This window comes from Kitasatospora sp. NPDC004615 (genome assembly GCF_042873545.1).
Lineage (GTDB): Bacteria > Actinomycetota > Actinomycetes > Streptomycetales > Streptomycetaceae > Kitasatospora.
The window spans coordinates 647,786-668,916 of record NZ_JBIALQ010000003.1 but is presented as its reverse complement, the minus strand read 5'-3'; the positions used below and the strand labels follow the sequence as shown (position 1 = coordinate 668,916).

The following is a 21,131-nucleotide window of genomic DNA, read 5'->3' as shown; positions in this document are numbered from 1 at the left end:
TTCTGCAGGCTGGCAGGTTGTGGCGTGCCGCTTGATCCGCCTGTGAAGTGGCTCTGACGCGCGGTCCGCTCACGCATAGCTCACGCACTCGCAGCGGGCCCAGACCCCTGAAGCCACCGATGACGCGGCCGGGCGAAGGGTCTGACGCGTTCCCTCCACTGTTCCGGTCCGAGCTCGGGATCAGACCTGGACCACATGGACGTCCTGGGCGTCCAACGCCTTCAGGTAAGCCGTGAGGTCAGTCGGGTCACTGGTGAAAACAACAGCGCTGCCATGTCGGGCCGCAGTCAGCGCGACCAAGGCATCCACGGCGTCCGGACGCTTCTTCGGAGGCAGCTCGGCCACAGCAAGCGCGCTACCGATGCGCTGCCACTCCGCCAGATCCGGCCCGGTCACACACATGATGCAGACCGTCTGTCCAGCAGTAGTGGGACGCATCGCCAGGGCCGAGCTCCGCGCCTGCGGCACCGTACAGTCCTTGAGGGCCGCGGCCATGGCGTGCACAGTGGCAGGACTGGGCCGCCATACCTGGGCCAGTACCGGCCCGAGCACGACCGCGCGATGCGGCGTCTCCTTGAGGCCGGCGTGCAGCCGTACCGCCTTGGGCTTTCGATCAGCGAGCGCGATCAGCATGCCAGTGTCATAGACCGGCACCCGCGCGGTCACGCGGCGTTGCCCGGACGGGCCACAGGAGCATCCGCACCATAGATAAGTTCCATGGCCTCCGCGACCTCCCGGCGCTCCTCCTCCGTAAGGTCTTCATCAGCGACGTCAGGCAGCGGAGGCAGTTCGGCGGCCTCTGCCTCCGCTGCGGCAATCACCGCGTCGATCCGCGCGAACTGCGCCTCAGCGGCTTCCGCCTCGGCCATTTGCCGGGTAGCGGCGTTGACGAGATAAGCCGAAACATCCAGACCCGCGCGCTCGGCATGCTCCCGAATGCGCTCGGCATGATCGCTGTCGAGACTGATGCTGATCCTGGTCTTGGCCATGTCGTTAGTTTATTACGCGTATTACGACGCGCCAAGCGCTTTCCGCTCAACGATCGTCACCGGGGCCCACCCCCTCCGGTCCAGGCTCCGGGACGAGGGGCCCACTCGCCGCCGACACCCACCCCGGCGGTGTCAGTCGCCGGCCAGACCGTGGGCGCGCCGGTAGTCCTTGATCAGCCCGCTGGCCAGCCGCCCGCGCTCGCTGATCACCCTCCCCTGGCTCTTGGCCCACTTCCGAACCAGCCTCGGATCCACGCCCTCGGCCACCATCGCAGCTACGGCCTCGCCTGCGGCCCCCCGCTCCCGTGGCGCCGGTACGGGAGCGGGTTGCGGGGACGGCTCGGGCGATTCCGTGACCGCCCATCCCGCAGCAGCGCCCGCACCACCAGCGGCGTCGATCACCGCGGCCAGCGCCCGCAGCCGAGCGGCGACCAGGGCTGGCGGCACCGTGACGACGTGATCGCCGATTTGAGTGGCGCCACCGGTTGGCAAGGGTGTGGGCTGTACGCCATGGAACCGACATGGGGTATCGAGGGATGGCAACCGCACTGGCACCGCAGCGCGTCCGACCTCGCAGAGCACGAGGGCGCGCGACTCCGGCAGTTGGTCGGCCGGACGGTCACCCGGGCCTGGGGCGTGTGGATTGTCGAGAAGGACGAGTGGTTCGCCGACCTACCCGTCCTGCTGGAGATCGGCGGACAGCGGGTCGCGGTGTGCGTGAACCGCCTGGAGGACCTGTCGGTCACCTGGGACGACCCGATCGACACCACCGCCGGCCCGACCTGGTGGAGCGACTGGACCCTGCAGTGGCGCGATGACGTCCACCCGGCCCTGCGGGACGCGGTCGGACGGACGGTGGACGCAGTGGGGCTCACCGAGTACGACGTCCGCCCGACCGACCGGTCCTATCGCAAGGTCTCGCCGGCCTGGGTCCTCACCGGCCTCGCCCTGGCCTTGGGCGGCACCGGGCTGTGGATCCACAACGCCCTCGACGAGAACGGCCTCGCCACCGGCCTGCCGCCCGACGACCACGAACACCGCACCACCTGGCTCGACTTGGCACCCTGATGACGTGCCGGTGAGCCTCGCGCCACCGGCCCGTCAGTAGTGTCCGTAAACCACGCGCCAACGCGGCCCCAGGCGCTGCCCGAGCTCCCGAACGAATCCGTCCCGTAGCGGGGGCCAGTTGTTGAAGCACACCCGGAGCTCCCCGACCTGGCAGGCCCATTCCCCAGGCCAATCCCCCAGTCGCACCGAGTACCCGCACCTGGCGCAGGGCACCATGGGCTCGCCTGCACGCAGCCATTACCCCAGCAGGTCCAGGTACTCGTCCGCGTCGAGCCGCGTGGCGCAGCCGGGGCAGACAGGAGGCTCGAAGTTCTCCCCGGAGCCGAAGACCTGTCGGTCGGTCAGGATGTCCACGCCCGAGTTCATGAGGACACGGTCGACCTCGTCGCTGGTAGCTGTGCCCTCGGCGTGCTGGCCGGCCAGGTACTCACTCGGGTCCGCGAGCGTCCCGGGAGTCGGGTTCGCCACGATCACACCCACGACGAGCAGCCACTCCCGTACCGCTGCGGCACGCTCACGGGCCTCAGTAGGCGTGGTCGAGATCTCGACCAGCGTCACCTCGTGATCACTCATGCCGCCGGAACGCACCCGCGACCTCCGACAAGCCCCTCACGGCCGCCGCTGGGCTTCGGTGTGACTTTGGGGTGTAGATGCGCTGGCACAGCCCCGTGACCGACCCCAGCGCCAACTGATGACTCCTCACATCCCGCGGTCGGGGCCGCCCCCCTCGGGCACGGCAGTCCTCGCAGCCCCAACGCACTCATTCGGGTGGTTTCACGAACCCGCCCCGTCGCGAAACCGTCGCCCATGACAGCATTGCGAATACTTCGATTGCTGCAGATACTTCGATTAGGGGGAAGAGGAGGTACCGCCATGGCGCCCGCCATCGAAAGCCGGAAGATCGCTCCGGGCGATGTCGACGCAGCGCAGGCCGAGCGAGCACTGCGCCGCGTCCGCAGCTACCTCACGCACACGGCCCACCAGAACGACGACGTCACCATCCTCGGAGAGACCGGCTCCGACGATCCACTCGTCCTGCCTCGGCCGACCGTGGAGATGTTCGCGGCGATCCTGGCCGCCCTCGCCAACGGGCAGGGCGTCCAGCTCCTGCCCGTCAACGCCGAGGTCTCGACTCAGACCGCCGCCGAGATGCTCAACGTGTCCCGGCCGTTCCTCATCGGGCTCCTCGAGCAGGGTGAGATCCCGTACCGGCTCGTCGGCCGTCATCGCCGCATCCTGTTCAACGACGTCATCGAGTACAAGCGCACGGACGACCGGCGCCGCAAGGACGCGGCAGACGCCCTCACCGAACTGGACGAGGAACTGGGGCTCCTCTGACCATGGCCTTCATCGTCGTCTACGACTCATGCGTCCTTTACCCGAACACTCTGCGCGACCTTCTGGTACCCCTCGCGTTAACCGGCATCAGCCAAGCCAAGTGGACCGAGCAAAAATCCTGGACGAAGTCGACCGAGCGTTGATCGAGCGGGGCATCTCACCGGAGAAGAACGCCGAACGGCGACGCCGCATGAACAATGCCGTCCGCGACTGCCTCGTCACCGACTACGAGCCGCTCATCGAGGGGCTCAAACTGCCCGACCCCGACGACCGGCACGTCCTCGCCGCCGCCATCAAGGCCGGCGCTCAGGTCATCGTCACGAACAACCTCAAAGACTTCCCACCTGACTACCTCGCCGACTGGGACATCGAGCGAAAGTCCCCCGACGACTTCGTCATGGACTTGATCGACATGGACGGGCGCGTCGTGTACTCGTGTGCCCGCGAGATTGCGGACAGCCGCCGCAACCCGCCCGTCACGTTCGACGAAGTCCTGCTGCAATCGGAGCGCTCAGGACTGATCGAGTCTTCGACCGCTCTTCGCGCCGACCCACTGCCGCACGCCTGATCAGGTGCTGCGCACCGCCCTCTCGGCGACGGACAAGCAGGGCACGTTCTGACAGCATGTCAACCATCCCGCGCACGCGCACGCGCCCCTCCGAAGCGCAGCAGCACCCCGCCAAAAAACACCATCCGGGGTACTGCGCTGCAGGTCAGAAGGGGTGTTACCCCGTCCTTCCAAGTGGGCCGCCAGGGGCTCGAACCCTGAACCTACGGATTAAAAGTCCGCAGCTCTGCCAATTGAGCTAGCGGCCCGGCGGCAGGCGTGGGCCTCGTGGGACAGCACCTGCCGGGGTGATCCTACCTGGTGCCCGGCGGGAGTTGGCCAGCGGATTACCGGGCGGGTCGGCGGCGGGACGGGGCGGGGCCGACGGGCGGTCAGGTGGTGGGCAGGTGGGCGGCGCGGACCTTGCGGAGCCAGCTCTCGGCGGGGCGTTCGTCGGGTGTGGTGGGAAGTACGCCGGGGCGGTCGAAGCGGGCTTCGGCGTCGGCGAGCAGGGCGGTGGCGTCCTCGGGGCGCTGCGCGTACTGCTCGCCGAGGGCGCGGACCCGGTCCGGGTCGGGGAGGCGGATCTCCAGGTGGCCGGTCTCGTGCAGGGTGACGCCCTGGCGGACCAGGCGGACCAGGTGCCGGGCGTGCTTGGCGGCGCGGGCGGCGCCCGCCGGGTCGGTGCGGTCGCGGGCGGCGAGTTTGCGGAACTGCTGCCGGGCGTAGCCGAGGTAAGCAGAGCGCACCGCCGGGCCGCTCAGGAAGGTCTCCCGGAGGCCGATAAGTTCCTCCCCGAGCGGCGTCCGGACTTCGTACAACTCTTCGGGCAGCCAGACCAGTTCGGTGGCGGTGGGGTTGCCGGAGAGGGCGAGACGGCACCATTTGGCTGCCTCGTGCAGGGTGCGGTCCGGGGCGGTGGTGACGTGCGACTCGGCGGGCCGGTGCAGGCCGTGGAAGGCGACGGTGGGCGCGGCGAACAGGCCGAGCCGGTCGAGGTCGGAGCCGGCGTGGGCCAGGCCGTACGCGGTGGAGCCGACGATGCCGGAGAGCAGGACGTGCACGGGAGATCACCTCAACAAGAGCCGTCCCGGCAGTCTCGCCCCGAACGACCCGTACGCGCGAGCGATTTCCGACACGGCCGAGGGTGCTCCGCCCAGCAACGCCCCGTACGCGCGAGCGATTTCCGACACGGCCGAGGGTGCTCCGCCCAGCAACGCCCCGTGCCGATACTGGGCGCATGGCGAACGGCGAGATCCCGGCGGCGAAGCTCCGGGCCTGGTGGGCGCACCGGCAGTGGCTGGACGGCGGGCTGCACCAAGGGGCGTCCCCGGCGCAGGTGCTGGCGGCGACGGGGTGGGCCCGTTCGGTGGGCGGTGCGGCGCCGTACCTGGGGCTGTTCGCGCGGGCGGGGCTGGGCCGGGCGGCGGTGGACGCGGCGCTCGCGGCCGCGGAGGTGCAGGAGTTGCCCGCGGCCCGGGGCTGTACGTACGTGCTGCCGGCGGAGGACTTCGCGCTGGGGCTGGCGGCGGGCGCGGGCGTCGCGGAGTCGGAGATCGCGGCGGCGGTGCGCCATCTCGGGGTGACCAGGGACGAGGTCGAGCAGCTCTGCCTGACGGTGTCCGAACTGCTGTCCGACACCGAGCCGTTGGGCCCGCAGCAGATCCGCACCCTGGCCGGCCCGGCGGCCCGCCCGCTGGACAAGACGGGCCGCAAGCGCGGCGTGTCGACCACGCTGCCGCTGGCGCTGGGCCTGTTGCAGTCGCGCGGGATGATCCGCCGGGTGCCGGTCAACGGGCGCCTGGACCAGCAGCGGTACGGCTATCTGCGCTGGGACCAGGCGGTGCACGGCGAGGCCGCCGACCTGGCCCGGCGCTACTTCTCCTGGGCGGCGCCCGCCTCGGTGCGGCACTTCCGCTGGTTCTCCGGCTTCAACGCCGCCACCGCGAAGGCCGCGCTGGCCCCGCTGCACCTGGTCGAGCTTCCCGGCTCCGAAATGCTGCTGATGCCGGCCGAACTCGCCGACGAGTTCCACGAGTTCACCGTCCCGGAGCAGCCCGCGTACGCCCTGGTGGCAAGCATCGACGGCCTGCACCTGCTGCACCGCGACCTGCCGCGGCTGATCGACGAACGGGACGCCAACCGCCACGCCCCGGCGTCCCGGACGGGGCGGAGCTTCGGCAGCGAGGCCGACCCGTCGACCCACCTGGTGGTGGACCGCGGCCGGATCGTCGGCTTCTGGGAGTACGACCCCGAACAGCGGGAGCTGGTGCACCAGTTGTTCGTGCCGATGGACGCCGCGCTGCGCGCCACCATCGACGCCGTCGAGACCTTCGTCCGCGAGGAGCTGGGCGACGCGCGGAGCTTCGGCCTGGACTCGCCGAAGAGCCGCGCCCCGAAGCTCGCCGCGCTGCGCACCGCCAACCGCTATGCCACGCCCGGGAGTTCGAGCGGCAGGTAGCCGAACCCGGCGGCGCCCGGCCGGGCCCGGCGCAGGCCGTCCAGCAGCACCGGCGGCGGGGCGGCGTACAGCGTGGAGTAGTGGTACCGGCCGAGCGCCGGGTCGTTGGCCCAGGCGGGGCGCTCGGTGGCGGGGGTGGTGGCGAAGTGCCCGTCCGCGCCGTTCCGGTTGCCCCGGCCGTCCAGCCGGACCCACCACGAACTGCCGGGCAGCAGAACGCCGTTGAGGCCGTGCAGCACCTCCAGCCGCTGGTAGGCGAGCCCGGCGGGGATGCCGTTGGCGCGCAGCAGCGCGGCCAGCAGGTGGGCCTTGCCGTGGCAGATCGCGTTGCCGGCGGCCAGCACGTCCGAGGCCCGGTAGGCGGCCGACCAGTGGCCGACGTCCGCCGAGTGGTCGATCCGGTCGCGGACGAAGCCGAACACCGCCTCGGCGGTCGCCACCGGGTCGTCCTGCCGCAGCGCGGCGGCACGCTCCAGCACGGCGGGGTGCCGGTGGTCGACCACCTCGTCGGCGGCCAGATACGCGTCGAGGGCGGGGTGCCGGTGGTCGACCACCTCGTCGGCGGCCAGGTACGCGTCGAGGGCGGGGTGTTCGGCCCGGAGCGGGCCGTGCGGGGAGACGGAAGGGTCCATGGCGGTGATGCTGCGTCGCCGACTCGCCGCCGGGCAAAGGGATTTCACCCCATGGACTACCGTCTGCGGCATGGTCTCCGTGAACGAAGGGACGGGCGGCATGGCACAGCACGAGGTACTGGTGGTCACCGGCGGCGGGCGCGGCATCGGAGCGGCCACCGCCCTGCTGGCGGGCGAACGCGGCTACCGGGTGTGCGTCAACTACCGTGCCGACCAGGCCTCGGCTGAGGGCGTGGTGGAGCGGATCCGCGCCGCCGGCGGCACGGCCGTCGCGGTGCGGGCGGACGTCAGCACCACCGCCGAGGTGGAGCGGCTGTTCGACACCGCGGAGCGCGAACTCGGGCCGCTCACCGCGCTGGTGAACAACGCGGGCACGCTGGAGAAGCAGTGCCGGCTGGACGAGCTCGACGAGGACCGGCTGAACCGGATCTGGGCGGCCAACATCACCGGCCCGTTCCTGTGCGCGGCGGCGGCGGTACGCCGGATGTCCACCCGGTACGGCGGCCGGGGCGGGGCGATCGTCAACGTCGGCTCTGCGGCGTCCCGGCTGGGGTCGCCCGGCGAGTACGTGGACTACGCGGCGTCCAAGGGCGCGCTGGACTCGATGACCACGGGCCTGTCGCTGGAGGTCGCGGCCGAGGGCATCCGGGTGAACACCGTCCGCCCGGGCCTGATCTACACCGACATCCACGCGCTGGGCGGCGAGCCCGGCCGGGTCGACCGGGTCGGCCCCAACCTGCCGATGGGACGCGGCGGTCGGCCCGAGGAGGTCGCCGAGGCGATCCTGTACCTGCTCTCCCCCGGCGCCTCCTACATCACCGGCTCCTTCCTGGACGTGGCCGGCGGTCGCTGACCCGCCATCGGCCCGTATGAACATCACGCATTGCGGCGATACCGGTTCGGTCAACGCCCCGGCGTGTCACCGCCCACCGCCCCTACGGTGGGCGGCATGACCGAGACCGAAATCGCCGCCGCGCCGTTCCTCGACATCCCCGACGTGCTCAACCTCCGCGACGCCGGTGCGGGGGTGTACCGCCCCGGGCTGCTCTACCGTTCGGCGAGCCTCAACCGGCTCACCGACGAGGGCGCCGCCCGCCTCGCGGAACTCGGCATCCGGACGGTCGTCGATCTGCGCAGCGCCGCCGAGCTCGAGATCTGGCCGGACCGCCCGATCGGCGAGGACGTCCAGTACCTGCACCTGCCGCTGCTCCCGGACCCGGCCACCACCGACCTGGCCTGGCCCGAGGACCAGGCCGCGCTCTACCCGTTCATGGCCGAGACCGGCGGCGTCGCGGTCGCCGCCGCCGTCCGCGCACTGGCCACCGGCGGCCCGATGCTGGTCCACTGCGCCGTCGGCAAGGACCGCACCGGCCTGACCATCGCCGTCCTGCAGACCCTGGCCGGCCTGCATGAGGGCGCCGTCATCGCCGACTTCCTCCGCTCCAACGTCGGCCTCGGCCTCGACAACGGCCCCGTCCCCTACCTGGACACCGCCGGCGCGGAACGCCTCTCCCGACCCATCGAGGCCGCCCACCTGACCGCCGCACTGGCCCGCGCCCAGGAGCTCCACGGCAACCTCGAGAACTACGTCCTCAACCACGGGGCGTCCGACGCCGACCTCGCCGCGCTGCGCGCCCTGCGCCCGGAGTGAGCTGACCCGCGGTCCGCCGTCCCGTTCCCTCCCGGCGGCCCGACTCGTTGGTCGCGTTACGGTGGGCGGTGCGCGCGTCGGTCACGAGCTGCAGCGCGCGCCCACCAGGTACGTCCAGCAGGTACGTCCACCAGCCGTCCGAAGGAGTCCGTCCCATGGCCCGCTTCCCCGCCACCGCCGCCGTCGCCGCCGCCGGTCTGATCGGCGGCTACGCCACCGCCCGGTTCAGCGGCCGGCGCGAGCTGGGCGGCGCCGTCCTGGCCGTCGCCGGGACGGCGGCCGCCGTGCGCTGGCAGCGCCGCGCGGGCACGCCCGTCGCGGTCGGCCTGACCACGCTGTACGTGGCGGCGTTCGGCGGCTCGCACCCGCTGGCGAAGAAGATCGGCGCCTGGCCGTCCGTCCTCGCCGTCACCGGCGTGGTCGCGGCCGCCTCGGCGATCGCCACCCGCGACTGACCCCCGCAGGCGCCGAACCGCGCCACGCAGGCCGGTCCGCCGCCGCCCCAGAGCTGGCCACCGCCGAGTAGGCACAGGCCGGACGGCGAACCACGCCACGCAGGCCGGTCCGCCGCCACCTCGGCGCTGGCCACCGGCGAGTGAGCACAGGCCGGACGCCGAACCACGCCGCGAAAACCGGTCCGCCCCTCGACGTCGGCCACCGGCGAACAACCGCAGGTCAGGCGCCGAACCACGCCACGCAGGCCGGTCCGCCGCCACCTCGGCGCTGGCCACCGGCGAGTGAGCACAGGCCGGACGCCGAACCGCGCCGCGAAAACCGGTCCGCCCCTCGACGTCGGCCACCGGCGAACAACCGCAGGTCAGGCGCCGAACCGCGCCTCGAAGGCCGCCCGGTTCGCGGAGGGGACGCTGCGGTCCCAGACCGCGAACACCACCCGGTCGAAGGCCGCGCCCCACGCATCCAGGGCCTGCCCGAACGCGTCCGCGACCTCGGCCGGGTCGTTGCGGAACACCCCGCAGCCCCAGGCGCCGAGCACCAGTTCGCGCGCCCCGTGCCGGGCGGCCGCCGCCAGCACCCGGGTGGCCCGCTCGGCCAGCACCGGCCCGAGGTCGAGCGCCTTGCCGGGCGAACGCAGCGCCAGCTGGCCCGCGTTGGGTGCCGGCGAGGTCAGGAAGCCGAGCCGGTGCGGCCGGGCCAGCAGCTCCCCGCGCCCGTCCCGGATCACCGGCACGCCCGGCGACCAGATCACCCGGTGGCTGTAGTGCAGGTCGCTGGAGGCGCGGTGCGCCTCGTAGTAGTCGGGGGCCTCCAGCAGGCAGCGGTACAGCAGTGCCGTCCGGCAGACGTCCTCCTCCTGGGCCTTGGCGCCCCGCAGGTACCCGCCGCCGGGGTTGCGCGCGGACGCGAAGTTCAGCACCGCGACGCTCCGCCCGCCGTCCGCGACCAGCCGCTCGGCGGCCTGCATGCTGCCCTCGCCCGTCACCTCGGCGGCCCCGCGCAGCGGCCCCGGCCCGGCCCCGAACTCGGCCTCCGGCGGATAGGACACCGTCCCCGCCCGGGCCTCGGCCAGCTCCTCGGCGATCCGCACGGCTGTGCCGTCCGCGCACCGGTACTCGCCCCGGTCGGCGATCTCCTCGTTCTGCGTGGCGAGTGCCCGCTGCCTACTACTCATGCCGGGCACGCTAGCTCGCCGACTCCCGCCCCCACCAACGGATTTCCGCCCGCCCGGGAACGCGGACGGGCCCGCCCCACCGAAGTGGAGCGGGCCCGGCCAGTGCTCAATGCAGAGCGTCAGTTCTTCCAACGCGGCTTGCGGTCGCCGCCGTTGAAGCCACCGCGGTCGTCACGGTTGAAGCCACCGCGCTCGCGGTCGCCACCGAAGGAACGGCCGCCACGGTCGTCGCGGTTGAAGCCGCCACCCTGCGGACGGTCGCCGCCGAAGGAACGGCCACCGCGGTCGTCACGGTTGAAGCCACCCTGCGGACGGCCGCCACGGTCGCCACCGAACGAACGGCCACCACGGTCATCGCGGTTGAAGCCGCCACGCTCACGGTCGCCACCGAACGAACGGCCACCACGGTCGTCACGGTTGAAGCCACCGCGCTCACGGTCGCCACCGAAGGAACGGCCACCGCGGTCATCGCGGTTGAAGCCACCCTGCGGACGGCCGCCACGGTCGCCGCCGAACGAACGGCCACCACGGTCGTCACGGTTGAAGCCGCCACGCTCACGGTCGCCACCGAACGAACGGCCACCGCGGTCATCGCGGTTGAAGCCGCCACGCTCACGGTCGCCACCGAACGAACGGCCGCCACGGTCGTCGCGGTTGAAGCCGCCACGCTCACGGTCGCCACCGAACGAACGGCCGCCACGGTCGTCGCGGTTGAAGCCGCCACGCTCACGGCCACCACGGTCGTCGCGGTCGCGGTTGTAGGCGGGGCGCTCGCTGCGGGCCTCGCGGTAGGACGTGGTGCGCTCCTCGGCCACCGGCTCGGCCGCGGCGGCCGGCTGCTCGGCGGTCTCGGTGCCGGCCTCGGCAGTCGCCTCGTCCGTCTCGACCTCGTCCTCGATGCCCAGCTCGGCACGCTCGCGGGCGGCACGGGCGGCCAGGCGGTCGGCCTCCTCGCGCAGCTCGTTGGCGCGGCGCTGGAGGCGCTCCAGCTCACGGGTGAGCTCGGCGACCTCACGCTCGGCGGCGCCGGCGATGCCGGACGCGCTCTCGGCCTGGACCTCGACCAGCGAACGGGCGCCGGTGATCTTGGCGACCTCGGCGTCGAAGGCGTGGTCGAGGATGTGACGCGAGGCGTCCACGCCCGCGTCCTCCATCAGGCGGAACACGCCGCGGCGCTGGTGCGGCAGCACCAGGGTGACGACGGTGCCGGAGCGGCCGGCCCGGGCGGTGCGGCCGGAGCGGTGCAGGTAGTCCTTGTGGTCACCCGCCGGGTCGACGTTCAGCACCAGGTCGATGCCGTCGACGTGGATGCCACGGGCGGCGACGTCGGTGGCGACGACCACGTTGAGGTAACCGTCCTTGAAGTCGCCGAGGACGCGGGTACGGGCGCCCTGGGTCATGCCGCCGTGCAGCGCGTCGGCCTTCACGCCGGACTCCACCAGCTGCTGGGCGACCCGGTCCGCGCCCATCTGGGTGCGGACGAAGATGATGGTGCGGCCCTTGCGGGCGGCGATCGCGCTGGTGATCGGCGCCTTGTCCTTGGGCTTCACGACCAGGATGTGGTGGGTCATGGTGGTGACCGCGCCGGCCGACGGGTCGACCTCGTGGGTGACCGGGTTCTTCAGGTAGCGCTTGACCAGGGTGTCGATCTCGTTCTCCAGGGTGGCGGAGAACAGCAGGCGCTGGCCGCCGGCCGGCACCAGGTCGAGGATCTCGGTGACCTCGGGCAGGAAGCCCATGTCGGCCATCTGGTCGGCCTCGTCGAGGACGGCGATCTCGACCTCGTCCATCTTCGCGGAGCCGCGGTTGATCAGGTCGCGCAGGCGGCCGGGGGTGGCGACCAGCACGTCCACGCCGCGCTCCAGCGCGTAGATCTGGTTGGACATCGAGGTACCGCCGCAGACCACCTTCAGGCGCAGGCCGAGCACCGAGCCGAACGGCTCCAGGGCGTCGGCGACCTGCATGGCCAGCTCGCGGGTCGGGACCAGGATCAGACCGCGCGGGTGCTTGGCCTTGGTGCGCTCGCCGCCCGCCAGGCGGGTCAGCAGCGGCAGGCCGAAGCTCAGGGTCTTGCCGGAGCCGGTGCGGCCGCGGCCGAGGACGTCCTTGCCGGCCAGCGCGTCCGGGATGGTCGCGGCCTGGATCGGGAACGGGGTGGTGACGCCGCGCTTGGCGAGCGCCCGGACGACCTCGTCGTGCAGACCGAGGTCACCGAAGGTGATGGTCGGCTCGGCGTCGGTGGCGTCGGCCTCGGCCGCGTCGGTGTCGGCCTCCGCGGCCTCGGCGGCGTCGGTCAGCTCGGCGAGCTCCGCGTCGAGCGTGTCGGTGTCGAGAGAGTCGGTGTCGGCGGCGTCGGAGCCGTTCGCGGGCATGGCGAAGCGGGCGTCGTCAACGAGAGACATGCAAAACCTTCCGGAAGTGGCACGCGCCAAAGTCCGGGGGTCTGTTGGAAATACCGCCTCAATGCGGTCAGCCACGGATCGCCGGAACGCGCCAAGGGCGCTCAAAGGTGTGAGGAGCGCCAGCCAAATAGGATCAAACGAACGATCTACCACCATAGGGGAGCCTACGGATCAGAGGCAAATCCCCTGGCCAGCGCCCCGGAAGCAAGGCTTAGCCGCCGCTTCCGGGCCCGGCGGCGGCCCGCCCGTCGCGCTCAGTGCCCGCCCGTCGCGCTCAGCGCCCGACCGTAGCGCTCAGTGGCCGGACGGCGACTCACTGGGCTCCGCCGGCGTCCCGCTGGGCGTCGGCGAGGGCTTGGCCGAATGCGAGGGCTCCGGCGTGCTGGGCTGCGGCGGGGTCGGCGTGGACGCGCTTCCGCCACCGGTCGGGGTCGGCGCGGGCGTTCCCGGCGTCGCGGGCGTGCCGGTCGGGCCGGGAGTGCCGACGTTCGTCCCGGGCACCGGCACCGGAGCGCCCTGCAACCCGACCGCCGGCGGCGTCGGCCCCGGAACGTGCGCCCCCGGGGACGGTGCCGCGCCGGGTGACGCGCCGTCAGCACTCGGCGCACCGCCACGCTCCCCGCGCTGCCCGCCCTGGTGCCCACCGGCCCCCACGCCGGCCTTGAGCGTGGTGGCCGTCCCCGGGCCGGTCGGCTTCACCCGGTCCGGCCCGGCGGGCGGCTGCCCGCCCACCGACATGCAGCCGCTCAGTCCGAACACGGCGACCGCCGCCATCGCCGCCCCCGCCACCACCCGTCGCCGCGCCGACCGAACCGCCATCACCGAGCCACCTCCCGCACGACCCGCCCGGGCCGCCAATCGTTCTCGGGTGCCCAACGCGCGTCCGCCCCACCGGGACACGGGCAACCGCCGACCATCCGCCCCGCGCCACCTCTCGCGGGCGCACCGGCGCGGATCATCTGGCGTCCCGTCAACGGACCTCCGACAATGGACGGGTGGAGATGACCAGGGACGAGTTCGAAGCGCTGGTGTCCGACGCGCTGGACCAGATTCCGCCGCAGCTGGCCGCGATGATGGACAACGTGGCGGTCTTCGTCGAGGACGAACCCGACCCCGCCACCCCCGAACTGCTCGGCCTCTACGAGGGCATCCCGCTCACCGAACGCGGCGAGTGGTACGCCGGCGTCCTCCCCGACCGGATCCTGATCTACATGGGACCGACCCTCCGTCACTGCGACTCCCGCGACCAGGCCGTCGAGGAGGTCCGCATCACCGTCATCCACGAAGTCGCCCACCACTTCGGCTTTGACGACGACGAACTCCACGACCTCGGCTGGTCCTGAAACCCCCGCCGCGCCCACCCCCGGAAACCGTTTTGGCGTTCCAGCCCGGCATCCCATATGCTTCTCGACGTCCCCGAACGCCGGATAAACCGGCCGGAAGGGCCGCAAGCCCTCATCGTCTAGTGGCCCAGGACGCCGCCCTTTCAAGGCGGTAGCACGGGTTCGAATCCCGTTGGGGGTACGCAGTACCGTAGTAAGGTCCTGTGCGGAGCAATCCGCATGAGGTCCCGTGGAGCAGTTGGTTAGCTCGCCACCCTGTCAAGGTGGAGGTCGCGGGTTCAAGTCCCGTCGGGATCGCTCGTCTCGCAAGAGGCGTGCAGTTGCAGTACGGCCAGGTAGCTCAGTTGGTACGAGCGTCCGCCTGAAAAGCGGAAGGTCGCCGGTTCGACCCCGGCCCTGGCCACACAGTTTGACCAGCAGAAAGCCCCCGAGCGCATCGCGCTGCGGGGGCATTTTTGTGCCGTTTGACGCCAACGGGACGACTGACGGCCACCACTCTCCTGCCCGACAGTAAGTACGTAACGTACTTGACGTACTTGACGTACTTCACGGCGGGCGCGACCCTGGTTTTCGGACGAGGAGGCTCCCAATGACAGCAGTCCACTACGAGAGCTACACCGAAGCCCGAGCGCACCTGAAGGACCTGCTGGACGCAGCCGGGCAGGGCCGGGTCGCGACCGTTCGCCGAGACACCGGCCGTGCGGCCGTCGTCGACGCGGGGCGGCTGCGCCACGCCCTCACGCTGCTGTGCCCGTCCAAGGCCGAGGTGGTTGCGGAGGGCGGCGGCTGGTCGGTGTTCTTCCCCGGCCTCCCGGTCGCCGCGGACGGCGGCACGTTTGATGAGGCCATCGACGAGATGGTCGGCGCGCTCCGCGAGTACTCGGAGGACTGGCAGGACCGGCTCCTGAGCGCTCCGAACCATCGCGACAACTGGGGCCTGGTCCAGCTGATCGGCCTCAGCGACGACGCGCAGCTCCGTGATTGGCTGCTCGGAGTCGCGAAGTGACCTGGCCTCAGCCGACACGCGAACGACACGAGCAGTTCTGCAAGGTTGAAGGCTGGGAACGCGTACGCGACGCACGCGGCCGCAGCGGCACCCACCACATGACGTACGAACTCGGGCTTGCCGACGGGCGCATCCTGCGCACCCGGGTGTCGCATCCGGTCGACCGCACCGTGTACGGCGCGAGCATCTGGGCGCACATCCTCCGCGATCAGCTGGACGTGACGGAGGATGTTTTCTGGCCCTGTGTCCTGGACGGCACGCTTCCCGATCGAGGCGCGCCTGAGCCACCACGCGAGGCGCTTCCCGTAGATCTGGTCCACATGCTGATCAACCGCGTCGGACTCACCGAGGACCAGGTCGCCGAGCTGGACAAGGCCCAGGCGATCGCGCGACTCCAGCAGTTCTGGACCGAGGGGCACTGATTACGGCCGCTGGATCGCGGCCCAGGACCATCCGATCTCCCTTGGCGAGCCCCACGCACGGGAAGGACGGGCGTCAGCCCAGCGCCCGGTCGTCGAGGCGGCGCAGCAGGCCAGGCAGGCGCTGATGCTCCTCGCGGAGCGCGGCCAGCCGCTGCCGAAACTGGAGGCCGCGTCCGACGTGGTCGCAGGCGTCACGGAGCTGGACCAGGAGTGCCACGGCGGTGTCGTAGCGGGCCGCCTGCTTACGCGCGACGTGGTTCTCGACCTCGTGCCAGATCACTTCCTCATCGGCAGCCAGGGCGGACAGCTTCGCCGCCCGCGCGTCCACTCCAACCAGCTCGGCGCGCTGCCGACGCTCGGTGGCCAGCGCATGCGCGGCGTCCAGCAGTTCGGCGGCAGAGCGCTGCCCCGGCACCGTCGCGACGGGCGGCTCGCCGCGCAGCCGGCGCACGAGGTCGGCTCCCAACTGAGGCTCATCACCCAGCGCGAGGCGCAACAGGAGATCGTCCTTCTCCGTCTCGGAAAGCGCGGCGACCAGCGGCGCCAACTCCTTCTTCCCGGGCCTCTTCCAAGGCGCGGAGGCGGGCGGGCTGGCCTGGGCGGCGACCGCCAGCAGGTCGGCGTCGACACGCAGGAAGTCCGCGAGCGCCCGCTGTGGTGCGGTGAGCCGGTCGAGCCCAGCCGGGACCGGGGGCTCGACCGCTGCCTGGTAAGCCTCCTCGTCGTCTTCCTGGAGTGCCCAGGCGCCGATGCCGGACAGCCACGCGAGGTACAGGGCGCGGTGATCCCCGGAGGCCAGCTCGGCCCGAACCCCGGCGATAGCACCGAGCGAGTCCTCGGCACCCTCGTCCCAGTCTCCGCTCTCGTCCTCACTGCGCAGGTCGAGGATGAGATGGGTCCTGGTCGTCCATGCCTCGAAGCACTCGTCGAAGCAGTACGGTTCCACCGCTCGCTGTGTGAGCTGCCCCTTGGGCACACGCAGGATCACCTGGTGGGTGCCCCAGTCGGTCAGGTAGAGATGAGCGTCGTAGTACTGCTCCACCATTCGCCTGGGGTCGCCTCGGAAGTTGCCCCACTGGTATTCGTTGGTGAAGCTGGTCGCCGTAATCCGAGCCCGGGTCGACAGCGATCGCAGTTCTTCCTGCTCCTCGCGGGTCAGCGGGCGGTCGATCGCCAGGAACTCGTAGTACTGGTACTCACTCATCGCCGCGACCCTAGCGGGTCTGCCGGTCCTCGATGATGGAATCCGTCAAGCCCGAGGCAGACAGGAACCGATGATGGAATCCGAGCAGCCACGCACCGTCGAGCAGATCCGAGGTCTCGTCAGCTGGATCGGCGCAGGGCGCAAGCTCACCCAGACGGGCAAGGTCACCCTCGCCGACGCGCGGGCCCTGGTCGCGCTCCTGGAGACCGGCGACACCGTCGACCCGGTCATCGGTGACAGGACCTTCAGGACCAAGTCCAGCCAGGAGCTGTACCACCTGAACCTGCTCGTGGAATGGGCCAAGGCGGCCCGGCTGCTGCGGGTCGCCGGCGGCCGTCTGATGCCGGTCAAGAAGAACGCGCGTGTGCTGGAGGATCCCGAGCGCATCCTCGACGCGCTGTTCGAGGCCCTGCCACGCATCGGCGAGACGGTGCTCCCCTCCGGGTGGTTCGACTCGATCTTCGCCGAGGAGTACCCGGCCGGGCTTCGGGTGCTGCTGAGGACCCTGTATGCCGCTGACGACCTGGTTCCCGAGCAGAAGCTTCAGGCCGCAGTGTGGGACAAGGTCTCCGGGTTCTACGTCCTCGACGGGCTTCCCGAGGAGCGTCTCCGACTGCTGCGCCGGAGCAACGACCGCGACGTGGACCGCGTGCTGGCGACACTCCTCGGCCTCGGCTCGGTCCAGCGCATCGGCGACGCCGCCGCCCTCACGTCGCGTGGCCGTCAAGCCATGGCCCGGCTGCGCGGGGAAGCACGCCCCGGCGATCCCGTCTACCAGCTCCGCATCGAACTCGCCGATGTGGAACAGCCCGCCGTCTGGCGCCGCGTTCAGGTCCCGGCCAGATTCCGCCTCGACCGACTGCACCTGGTCGTCCAGACCGCCATGGGCTGGCAGGACTGCCATCTTCACGCGTTCGACGTGAAAGGCGTCAACTACGGCCCTCCGTCCTCCGAACTCGACTTCGTCGACGAGACCGCCGCCGCCCTGGACGCCTTGGTCAAGGAGGGAGACTTCCTCAACTACACCTACGACTTCGGTGACTCGTGGGAACACCGCATCCTCGTCGAGCGCCAAGTGGTTGCCGAGGCGGGCCACCACTACCCGCTGTGCGTCGACGGGGCAGGAGCCTGCCCGCCCGAGGACTGCAGCGGCGCGGGCGGCTACGACGACCTCAAGCAGGCCCTCAGCGACCCCTCCCATCCCGAGCGCGAGGATCTGCTGTCCTGGCTCGGCCTCGAAACAGCGGCCGGCTTCGACCCGACCCGCTTCGACCTGCACCGGACGAACCAGCGGCTCCGCGCTCTCGACCGGTGAGCCCAACCGGCTCGCCCGGGCCGGTTGAGGCCAGCGCTGACGCCAACCGGCGCGGATGACGGCGTCCGAGGGCAGCCGTCCACGGACGGCAGAAGCGCCCGAACTGGGGCATCCCGGCGCTCCGGCTTGGCCTGAAAAGCGGAAGGTCGCCGGTTCGACCCCGGCCCTGGCCACCGCCAGAAAAGCCCCCGAGCGCATCGCGCCCGGGGGCTTTTTCATGCCTCAGGCGTCCGCGGGGATCGGGAGGGAGCCGGACAGGGCCTGGCGGGCGAACTCGACGACGTGGGGGCGCAGGTCGGGGTGGGTGGTGCCGAGGATGAGGCGGGTCATCTGGGGGACGGCGGTGGGCCAGGCGGCGAGGCCGATCAGGCTCAGTAGGCAGGCGGCGACCTGGGGGGAGGCTTCGGCGCCGAAGGTGGCGGCGAGGGCGGCGACCTTCTGTTCGTAGTGGGTGGCGCGCTGGGCCTCGTTGGGGAGGGCGGCGTCGCGGTAGTGCAGGCCTTCCCAGAGGAAGAGCCGGACCAGGACGGGGTTGGCCCGGTGGAAGTCGTAGACCCGGCCGACGTATTCGGCGGGGTCGTCGCCGGCCTGGAGGGGGACGGCTTCGGTGAGTTCGTCGAGGGCGGCGGCGACGACCTCGTCGAAGAGCTTCTGCTTGCTGCCGAAGCAGCCGTAGATGCGCTCCTTGTTGACGCCGGCCAGTTCCGCGATGCGGTCCACGCGGCCGCCCGCGATGCCGTGCGCGGCGAACTCTTCCCTGGCGGCGACGAGCAGCCGTTGCTTGGTGGACATCGGGTCCTGAGTCATGCGCTCAGCGTAGGGCGGCAGGGTGCACCTTGCCAACCAACTGGATGGTTGACGTCCAACCAGTTGGTTGGCTACCGTCTCAGTTCGCGCCCACACCCCGAGGAGACCCCCATGGCCGCCACCGCCGCCACCGCCGCCACCGCCACCGCCACCACCCACCCCGCCCCGTCGGTGCACGTCCGCGCGCTGATCACCTGGATGGCCGTCTTCCCGTCGATCACGGTCGTCCAGCTGCTGCTCGGCCCGTCGCTGAGCGACCTGGCGGTGCCGCTGCGGGTGCTGGCGATCACCGCCCTGGTGGTTCCCGCCGTGGTCTACCTGTTCGTCCCGGGGCTGCTGAAGGCCCGGGTGGCGCTGCTGCGGCGGCGGGCCCGCTGATCAACGGCGGAGCGCCTTGCGGGTGTTGCGGACCCGGCGGTGCGCGCGCTGGACGCCGGACAGGGTGTGCAGCCGGCCCGCCACGGTGAGGCGGTACTTGAGGCGCAGCACGGGTGGGAGCGCGGCAAGGTGTTCGGGGCCGATGGCGCTGAGCAGCCGGGTGATGTGCCGGTGGTAGGCGTGCCGGTAGTCGCGGTCGCCGTCGGGGACGGTCCAGAAGAACATCGGGATCTCCTCGACCAGGGTGTTGTGGTCGTAGGCCCGCAGGTCGTCGCGGAAGGCGGGTTCGGGGCGGTCCAGCAGCCAGCCGCGGACGAGTTCGATGGAGCGCACCCGGTCGGCCAGGCCGCGCGGGTCGGTGCGGCGCTGGGTGATGGAGCGGTCGCCGTCCTCGCGGATCCGCCAGTGGTAGACCGGCTCGGACAGCACGTCGACGCTGGTCGCCAGGAAGTGGTGCGGGACGCTGACGGGGGCGTCCTCGTACAGCATGCCCTCGGGGTACTCGAGGCCGGCCGCGGCGTAGAAGGTGCGGCGGTAGACCTTGTTCCAGGCGGTGCGGTCGGTGACCAGGGCGGGCAGTTCGCGGACGTGGGTGCGCAGCCGGGTCTCGGCGAACGGGCGGCGGTGCGCGTGCGAGGGTTCGAGTCCGGTGCTGCGCAGCCGCAGCGCGTTGCCGGTGGCGAAGTCGGAGCCGGTCTCGTCCAGGGTGCTGATCATCAGCCGGTAGGCGTGGGTGGGCAGGGTGTCGTCGCTGTCGACGAAGGCCAGGTACTCGGTGCCGGCGGTGAGGTGGCGCACGCCGGTGTTGCGGGCCGCGCCGAGGCCCCGGTTGGGCTGGCGGACCAGCCGGAAGCGCGGGTCGCGGGCGGTGTACTGCTCGGCGAGGTCGGCGCTGGTGTCGGTGGAGCCGTCGTCCACCAGGACGCATTCGAAGTCGGCGAAGCTCTGGTCGGCGATCGAGTCCAGGCAGTCGACGAGGTACCGCTCGACGTTGTACACGGGGACGACGACGGAGAGTCGGGGAGCCATCGGCAGCGCGGCCTTTCGGGCGGGGCGCGCCCGAGTGGTGCTGGCGGACGGGCGCCGGGCGAGGACGCGGGGAGCGTATCGGCGCGGAACTGCCTTGTAGCTAACGGAAGATGACGCCGAGACGGCGGGCCTGGAAGCTCCGGTTCGCGGGGCGTGCGCGCGACGGCGCACGGCAACCCGCCGAACGAGCGCCGCTGCCCACCCCCGTGGGGCAACGGCGCCCGAGCATCAGGATGCCGATCCTGCCGATCCCGCCCACGCTGTGTCAACTATCGTGGATTCAAGAGTGACGAACGGGCGCCCGCGGCGACCTGCCCGCACGCTTTCCGCACCAATTCCCCAACGATCGTTCAGAACAGGGTTATCGGGGGGATACGCCCGGGGGTACGAACCCTCTATGATCCGGCACATGCCCACGGACTCCTCCCGCGCCGAAGCACTGGACTTCGCCAGCCGTTTCCGGCGTCTGATAGCGGTGATCTACCCCAAGGACCTCGGCCGGCCCTGGCGGGACTCCGAGATCGCCGAAGGCACCGGGCTGAGCGGCACGTACATCGGCAACCTGCGCAAGGGCACCCAGAAGCCGAGCCTGGAGAACGCCGTCCGGATCGCCAAGTTCTTCGGTGTCCCGCTGGACTACTTCTCCGACTCGGAGACCGCCAGCGCGGTCGAGCGCGACCTGCGCAAGATCGAGGCGCTGCGCGACGCCCGGGTGGAGCGGATCGCCATGCGCGCGGCCGGCCTGCCGCCGGAGATGCAGGACGCCGCACTCACTATTGTGGAGCAGTTGCGGCGGGCCGTCGGCCTGCCCACCGGCCAGTCGGACGAGGCCGGACCGACGACGTGACGGAGCGTCAGCAGGTGCCGCTGGGACACTGGCGGCGCCCGGAGGGGGTCGACGTGCGTGGT

General features: G+C 71.5%; 25 protein-coding genes and 4 tRNA genes. 16 read left to right on the top strand and 13 right to left on the bottom strand.

The window, feature by feature from the left end; genetic code table 11:
- Nucleotides 1-180 precede the first annotated feature (180 nt).
- From ACFYS8_RS14440 to ACFYS8_RS14430, 3 genes are all read right to left on the bottom strand, one after another.
- On the bottom strand, nucleotides 181-633 hold the full coding sequence (locus ACFYS8_RS14440) for a hypothetical protein (RefSeq protein ID WP_387640484.1): 453 nt from the start codon (nucleotides 631-633) through the stop codon (nucleotides 181-183).
- Nucleotides 634-662: 29 nt separating this feature from the next.
- Nucleotides 663-989: a ribbon-helix-helix protein, CopG family gene (locus ACFYS8_RS14435; RefSeq protein WP_387640482.1), complete on the bottom strand. Its 327-nt coding sequence runs from the start codon at nucleotides 987-989 to the stop codon at nucleotides 663-665.
- Nucleotides 990-1,121: 132 nt separating this feature from the next.
- On the bottom strand, nucleotides 1,122-1,244 hold the full coding sequence (locus tag ACFYS8_RS14430; RefSeq protein ID WP_387640480.1) for a hypothetical protein: 123 nt from the start codon (nucleotides 1,242-1,244) through the stop codon (nucleotides 1,122-1,124).
- A gap of 255 nt (nucleotides 1,245-1,499) precedes the next feature.
- Between ACFYS8_RS14430 and ACFYS8_RS14425 the strand changes: the two genes are divergently transcribed.
- A complete protein-coding gene (locus tag ACFYS8_RS14425; RefSeq protein ID WP_387640479.1) occupies nucleotides 1,500-2,057 on the top strand; it encodes a hypothetical protein in 558 nt (185 codons plus the stop codon).
- 237 nt (nucleotides 2,058-2,294) lie between these two features.
- Here ACFYS8_RS14425 and ACFYS8_RS14420 read toward each other — a convergent pair whose 3' ends face one another.
- Nucleotides 2,295-2,630: a hypothetical protein gene (locus tag ACFYS8_RS14420; protein ID WP_387640476.1), complete on the bottom strand. Its 336-nt coding sequence runs from the start codon at nucleotides 2,628-2,630 to the stop codon at nucleotides 2,295-2,297.
- 300 nt (nucleotides 2,631-2,930) lie between these two features.
- Between ACFYS8_RS14420 and ACFYS8_RS14415 the strand changes: the two genes are divergently transcribed.
- Complete coding sequence (locus tag ACFYS8_RS14415) at nucleotides 2,931-3,395, top strand: excisionase family DNA-binding protein (RefSeq protein WP_387640474.1); 465 nt, start codon at nucleotides 2,931-2,933, stop codon at nucleotides 3,393-3,395.
- A gap of 100 nt (nucleotides 3,396-3,495) precedes the next feature.
- Nucleotides 3,496-3,963 carry a PIN domain-containing protein gene (locus ACFYS8_RS14410; RefSeq protein WP_387640471.1) on the top strand — a complete coding sequence of 156 codons (468 nt, stop codon included), beginning with the start codon at nucleotides 3,496-3,498 and terminating at the stop codon, nucleotides 3,961-3,963.
- A 175-nt stretch (nucleotides 3,964-4,138) separates the two neighbouring features.
- Here the strand turns inward: ACFYS8_RS14410 and ACFYS8_RS14405 are convergent.
- Nucleotides 4,139-4,211, bottom strand: a tRNA-Lys gene (locus ACFYS8_RS14405).
- A 123-nt stretch (nucleotides 4,212-4,334) separates the two neighbouring features.
- On the bottom strand, nucleotides 4,335-5,006 hold the full coding sequence (locus tag ACFYS8_RS14400; RefSeq protein ID WP_387640468.1) for a DNA polymerase beta superfamily protein: 672 nt from the start codon (nucleotides 5,004-5,006) through the stop codon (nucleotides 4,335-4,337).
- Nucleotides 5,007-5,182: 176 nt separating this feature from the next.
- Between ACFYS8_RS14400 and ACFYS8_RS14395 the strand changes: the two genes are divergently transcribed.
- Nucleotides 5,183-6,403 carry a DNA glycosylase AlkZ-like family protein gene (locus tag ACFYS8_RS14395; protein WP_387640466.1) on the top strand — a complete coding sequence of 407 codons (1,221 nt, stop codon included), beginning with the start codon at nucleotides 5,183-5,185 and terminating at the stop codon, nucleotides 6,401-6,403.
- Here ACFYS8_RS14395 and ACFYS8_RS14390 read toward each other — a convergent pair.
- Entirely contained in the window at nucleotides 6,370-7,035 is a 666-nt protein-coding gene (locus tag ACFYS8_RS14390) for a transglutaminase domain-containing protein (RefSeq protein ID WP_387640464.1), read from the bottom strand. The two genes, ACFYS8_RS14395 and ACFYS8_RS14390, sit on opposite strands and share 34 nt — an antisense overlap.
- A gap of 70 nt (nucleotides 7,036-7,105) precedes the next feature.
- Here ACFYS8_RS14390 and ACFYS8_RS14385 point away from each other — a divergent pair, with 70 nt between their 5' ends.
- The 3 genes from ACFYS8_RS14385 (at nucleotide 7,106) to ACFYS8_RS14375 (ending at nucleotide 9,141) form a co-directional block, all read left to right on the top strand.
- The gene (locus tag ACFYS8_RS14385; RefSeq protein ID WP_387640462.1) at nucleotides 7,106-7,888 is read left to right on the top strand and encodes an SDR family oxidoreductase; all 783 of its coding nucleotides are present in this window, start codon (nucleotides 7,106-7,108) and stop codon (nucleotides 7,886-7,888) included.
- 96 nt (nucleotides 7,889-7,984) lie between these two features.
- Complete coding sequence (locus tag ACFYS8_RS14380; RefSeq protein WP_387640460.1) at nucleotides 7,985-8,686, top strand: tyrosine-protein phosphatase; 702 nt, start codon at nucleotides 7,985-7,987, stop codon at nucleotides 8,684-8,686.
- Between the two features lie 155 nt (nucleotides 8,687-8,841).
- Entirely contained in the window at nucleotides 8,842-9,141 is a 300-nt protein-coding gene (locus tag ACFYS8_RS14375) for a hypothetical protein (protein ID WP_387640457.1), read from the top strand.
- A gap of 362 nt (nucleotides 9,142-9,503) precedes the next feature.
- Here the strand turns inward: ACFYS8_RS14375 and ACFYS8_RS14370 are convergent, their stop codons facing one another.
- The 3 genes from ACFYS8_RS14370 to ACFYS8_RS14360 all read right to left on the bottom strand — a co-directional run bounded on the left by ACFYS8_RS14370 (nucleotide 9,504) and on the right by ACFYS8_RS14360 (nucleotide 13,537).
- A complete protein-coding gene (locus tag ACFYS8_RS14370) occupies nucleotides 9,504-10,316 on the bottom strand; it encodes a TIGR02452 family protein (RefSeq protein ID WP_387640455.1) in 813 nt (270 codons plus the stop codon).
- Between the two features lie 119 nt (nucleotides 10,317-10,435).
- Nucleotides 10,436-12,718, bottom strand: coding sequence for a DEAD/DEAH box helicase (locus ACFYS8_RS14365; protein ID WP_387640452.1), 2,283 nt, complete (start codon nucleotides 12,716-12,718; stop codon nucleotides 10,436-10,438).
- A 294-nt stretch (nucleotides 12,719-13,012) separates the two neighbouring features.
- Entirely contained in the window at nucleotides 13,013-13,537 is a 525-nt protein-coding gene (locus ACFYS8_RS14360; RefSeq protein ID WP_387640449.1) for a hypothetical protein, read from the bottom strand.
- A 182-nt stretch (nucleotides 13,538-13,719) separates the two neighbouring features.
- Here ACFYS8_RS14360 and ACFYS8_RS14355 point away from each other — a divergent pair, with 182 nt between their 5' ends.
- From ACFYS8_RS14355 to ACFYS8_RS14330, 6 genes are all read left to right on the top strand, one after another.
- Nucleotides 13,720-14,061 carry a metallopeptidase family protein gene (locus ACFYS8_RS14355; protein ID WP_387640729.1) on the top strand — a complete coding sequence of 114 codons (342 nt, stop codon included), beginning with the start codon at nucleotides 13,720-13,722 and terminating at the stop codon, nucleotides 14,059-14,061.
- A gap of 108 nt (nucleotides 14,062-14,169) precedes the next feature.
- Nucleotides 14,170-14,242, top strand: a tRNA-Glu gene (locus ACFYS8_RS14350).
- A gap of 42 nt (nucleotides 14,243-14,284) precedes the next feature.
- A tRNA-Asp gene (locus ACFYS8_RS14345) sits at nucleotides 14,285-14,358 on the top strand.
- 32 nt (nucleotides 14,359-14,390) lie between these two features.
- Nucleotides 14,391-14,464 (top strand) — tRNA-Phe (locus tag ACFYS8_RS14340).
- Nucleotides 14,465-14,650: 186 nt separating this feature from the next.
- Nucleotides 14,651-15,067 (top strand): prevent-host-death protein, encoded by a 417-nt coding sequence (locus ACFYS8_RS14335; RefSeq protein WP_387640446.1) that lies wholly within the window; start codon nucleotides 14,651-14,653, stop codon nucleotides 15,065-15,067.
- Nucleotides 15,064-15,489 (top strand): cytotoxic translational repressor of toxin-antitoxin stability system, encoded by a 426-nt coding sequence (locus ACFYS8_RS14330; RefSeq protein WP_387640444.1) that lies wholly within the window; start codon nucleotides 15,064-15,066, stop codon nucleotides 15,487-15,489. Before ACFYS8_RS14335 ends, ACFYS8_RS14330 begins: the two co-directional genes overlap by 4 nt.
- Before the next feature lie 73 nt (nucleotides 15,490-15,562).
- On the opposite strand, the gene ACFYS8_RS14325 is transcribed toward ACFYS8_RS14330, so the two are convergent.
- The gene (locus ACFYS8_RS14325) at nucleotides 15,563-16,693 is read right to left on the bottom strand and encodes a hypothetical protein (RefSeq protein ID WP_387640441.1); all 1,131 of its coding nucleotides are present in this window, start codon (nucleotides 16,691-16,693) and stop codon (nucleotides 15,563-15,565) included.
- Nucleotides 16,694-16,763: 70 nt separating this feature from the next.
- On the opposite strand from ACFYS8_RS14325, the gene ACFYS8_RS14320 reads away from it, so the two are divergent.
- The gene (locus tag ACFYS8_RS14320) at nucleotides 16,764-18,008 is read left to right on the top strand and encodes a plasmid pRiA4b ORF-3 family protein (protein WP_387640440.1); all 1,245 of its coding nucleotides are present in this window, start codon (nucleotides 16,764-16,766) and stop codon (nucleotides 18,006-18,008) included.
- A 222-nt stretch (nucleotides 18,009-18,230) separates the two neighbouring features.
- On the opposite strand, the gene ACFYS8_RS14315 is transcribed toward ACFYS8_RS14320, so the two are convergent.
- Nucleotides 18,231-18,815: a TetR family transcriptional regulator gene (locus ACFYS8_RS14315; protein ID WP_387640438.1), complete on the bottom strand. Its 585-nt coding sequence runs from the start codon at nucleotides 18,813-18,815 to the stop codon at nucleotides 18,231-18,233.
- 111 nt (nucleotides 18,816-18,926) lie between these two features.
- Between ACFYS8_RS14315 and ACFYS8_RS14310 the strand changes: the two genes are divergently transcribed.
- Complete coding sequence (locus ACFYS8_RS14310; protein ID WP_387640435.1) at nucleotides 18,927-19,193, top strand: hypothetical protein; 267 nt, start codon at nucleotides 18,927-18,929, stop codon at nucleotides 19,191-19,193.
- On the opposite strand, the gene ACFYS8_RS14305 is transcribed toward ACFYS8_RS14310, so the two are convergent.
- Nucleotides 19,194-20,222 carry a glycosyltransferase family 2 protein gene (locus ACFYS8_RS14305; protein WP_387640432.1) on the bottom strand — a complete coding sequence of 343 codons (1,029 nt, stop codon included), beginning with the start codon at nucleotides 20,220-20,222 and terminating at the stop codon, nucleotides 19,194-19,196.
- A 409-nt stretch (nucleotides 20,223-20,631) separates the two neighbouring features.
- Between ACFYS8_RS14305 and ACFYS8_RS14300 the strand changes: the two genes are divergently transcribed.
- On the top strand, nucleotides 20,632-21,069 hold the full coding sequence (locus ACFYS8_RS14300) for a helix-turn-helix domain-containing protein (protein ID WP_387640429.1): 438 nt from the start codon (nucleotides 20,632-20,634) through the stop codon (nucleotides 21,067-21,069).
- Nucleotides 21,070-21,131 lie beyond the last annotated feature (62 nt).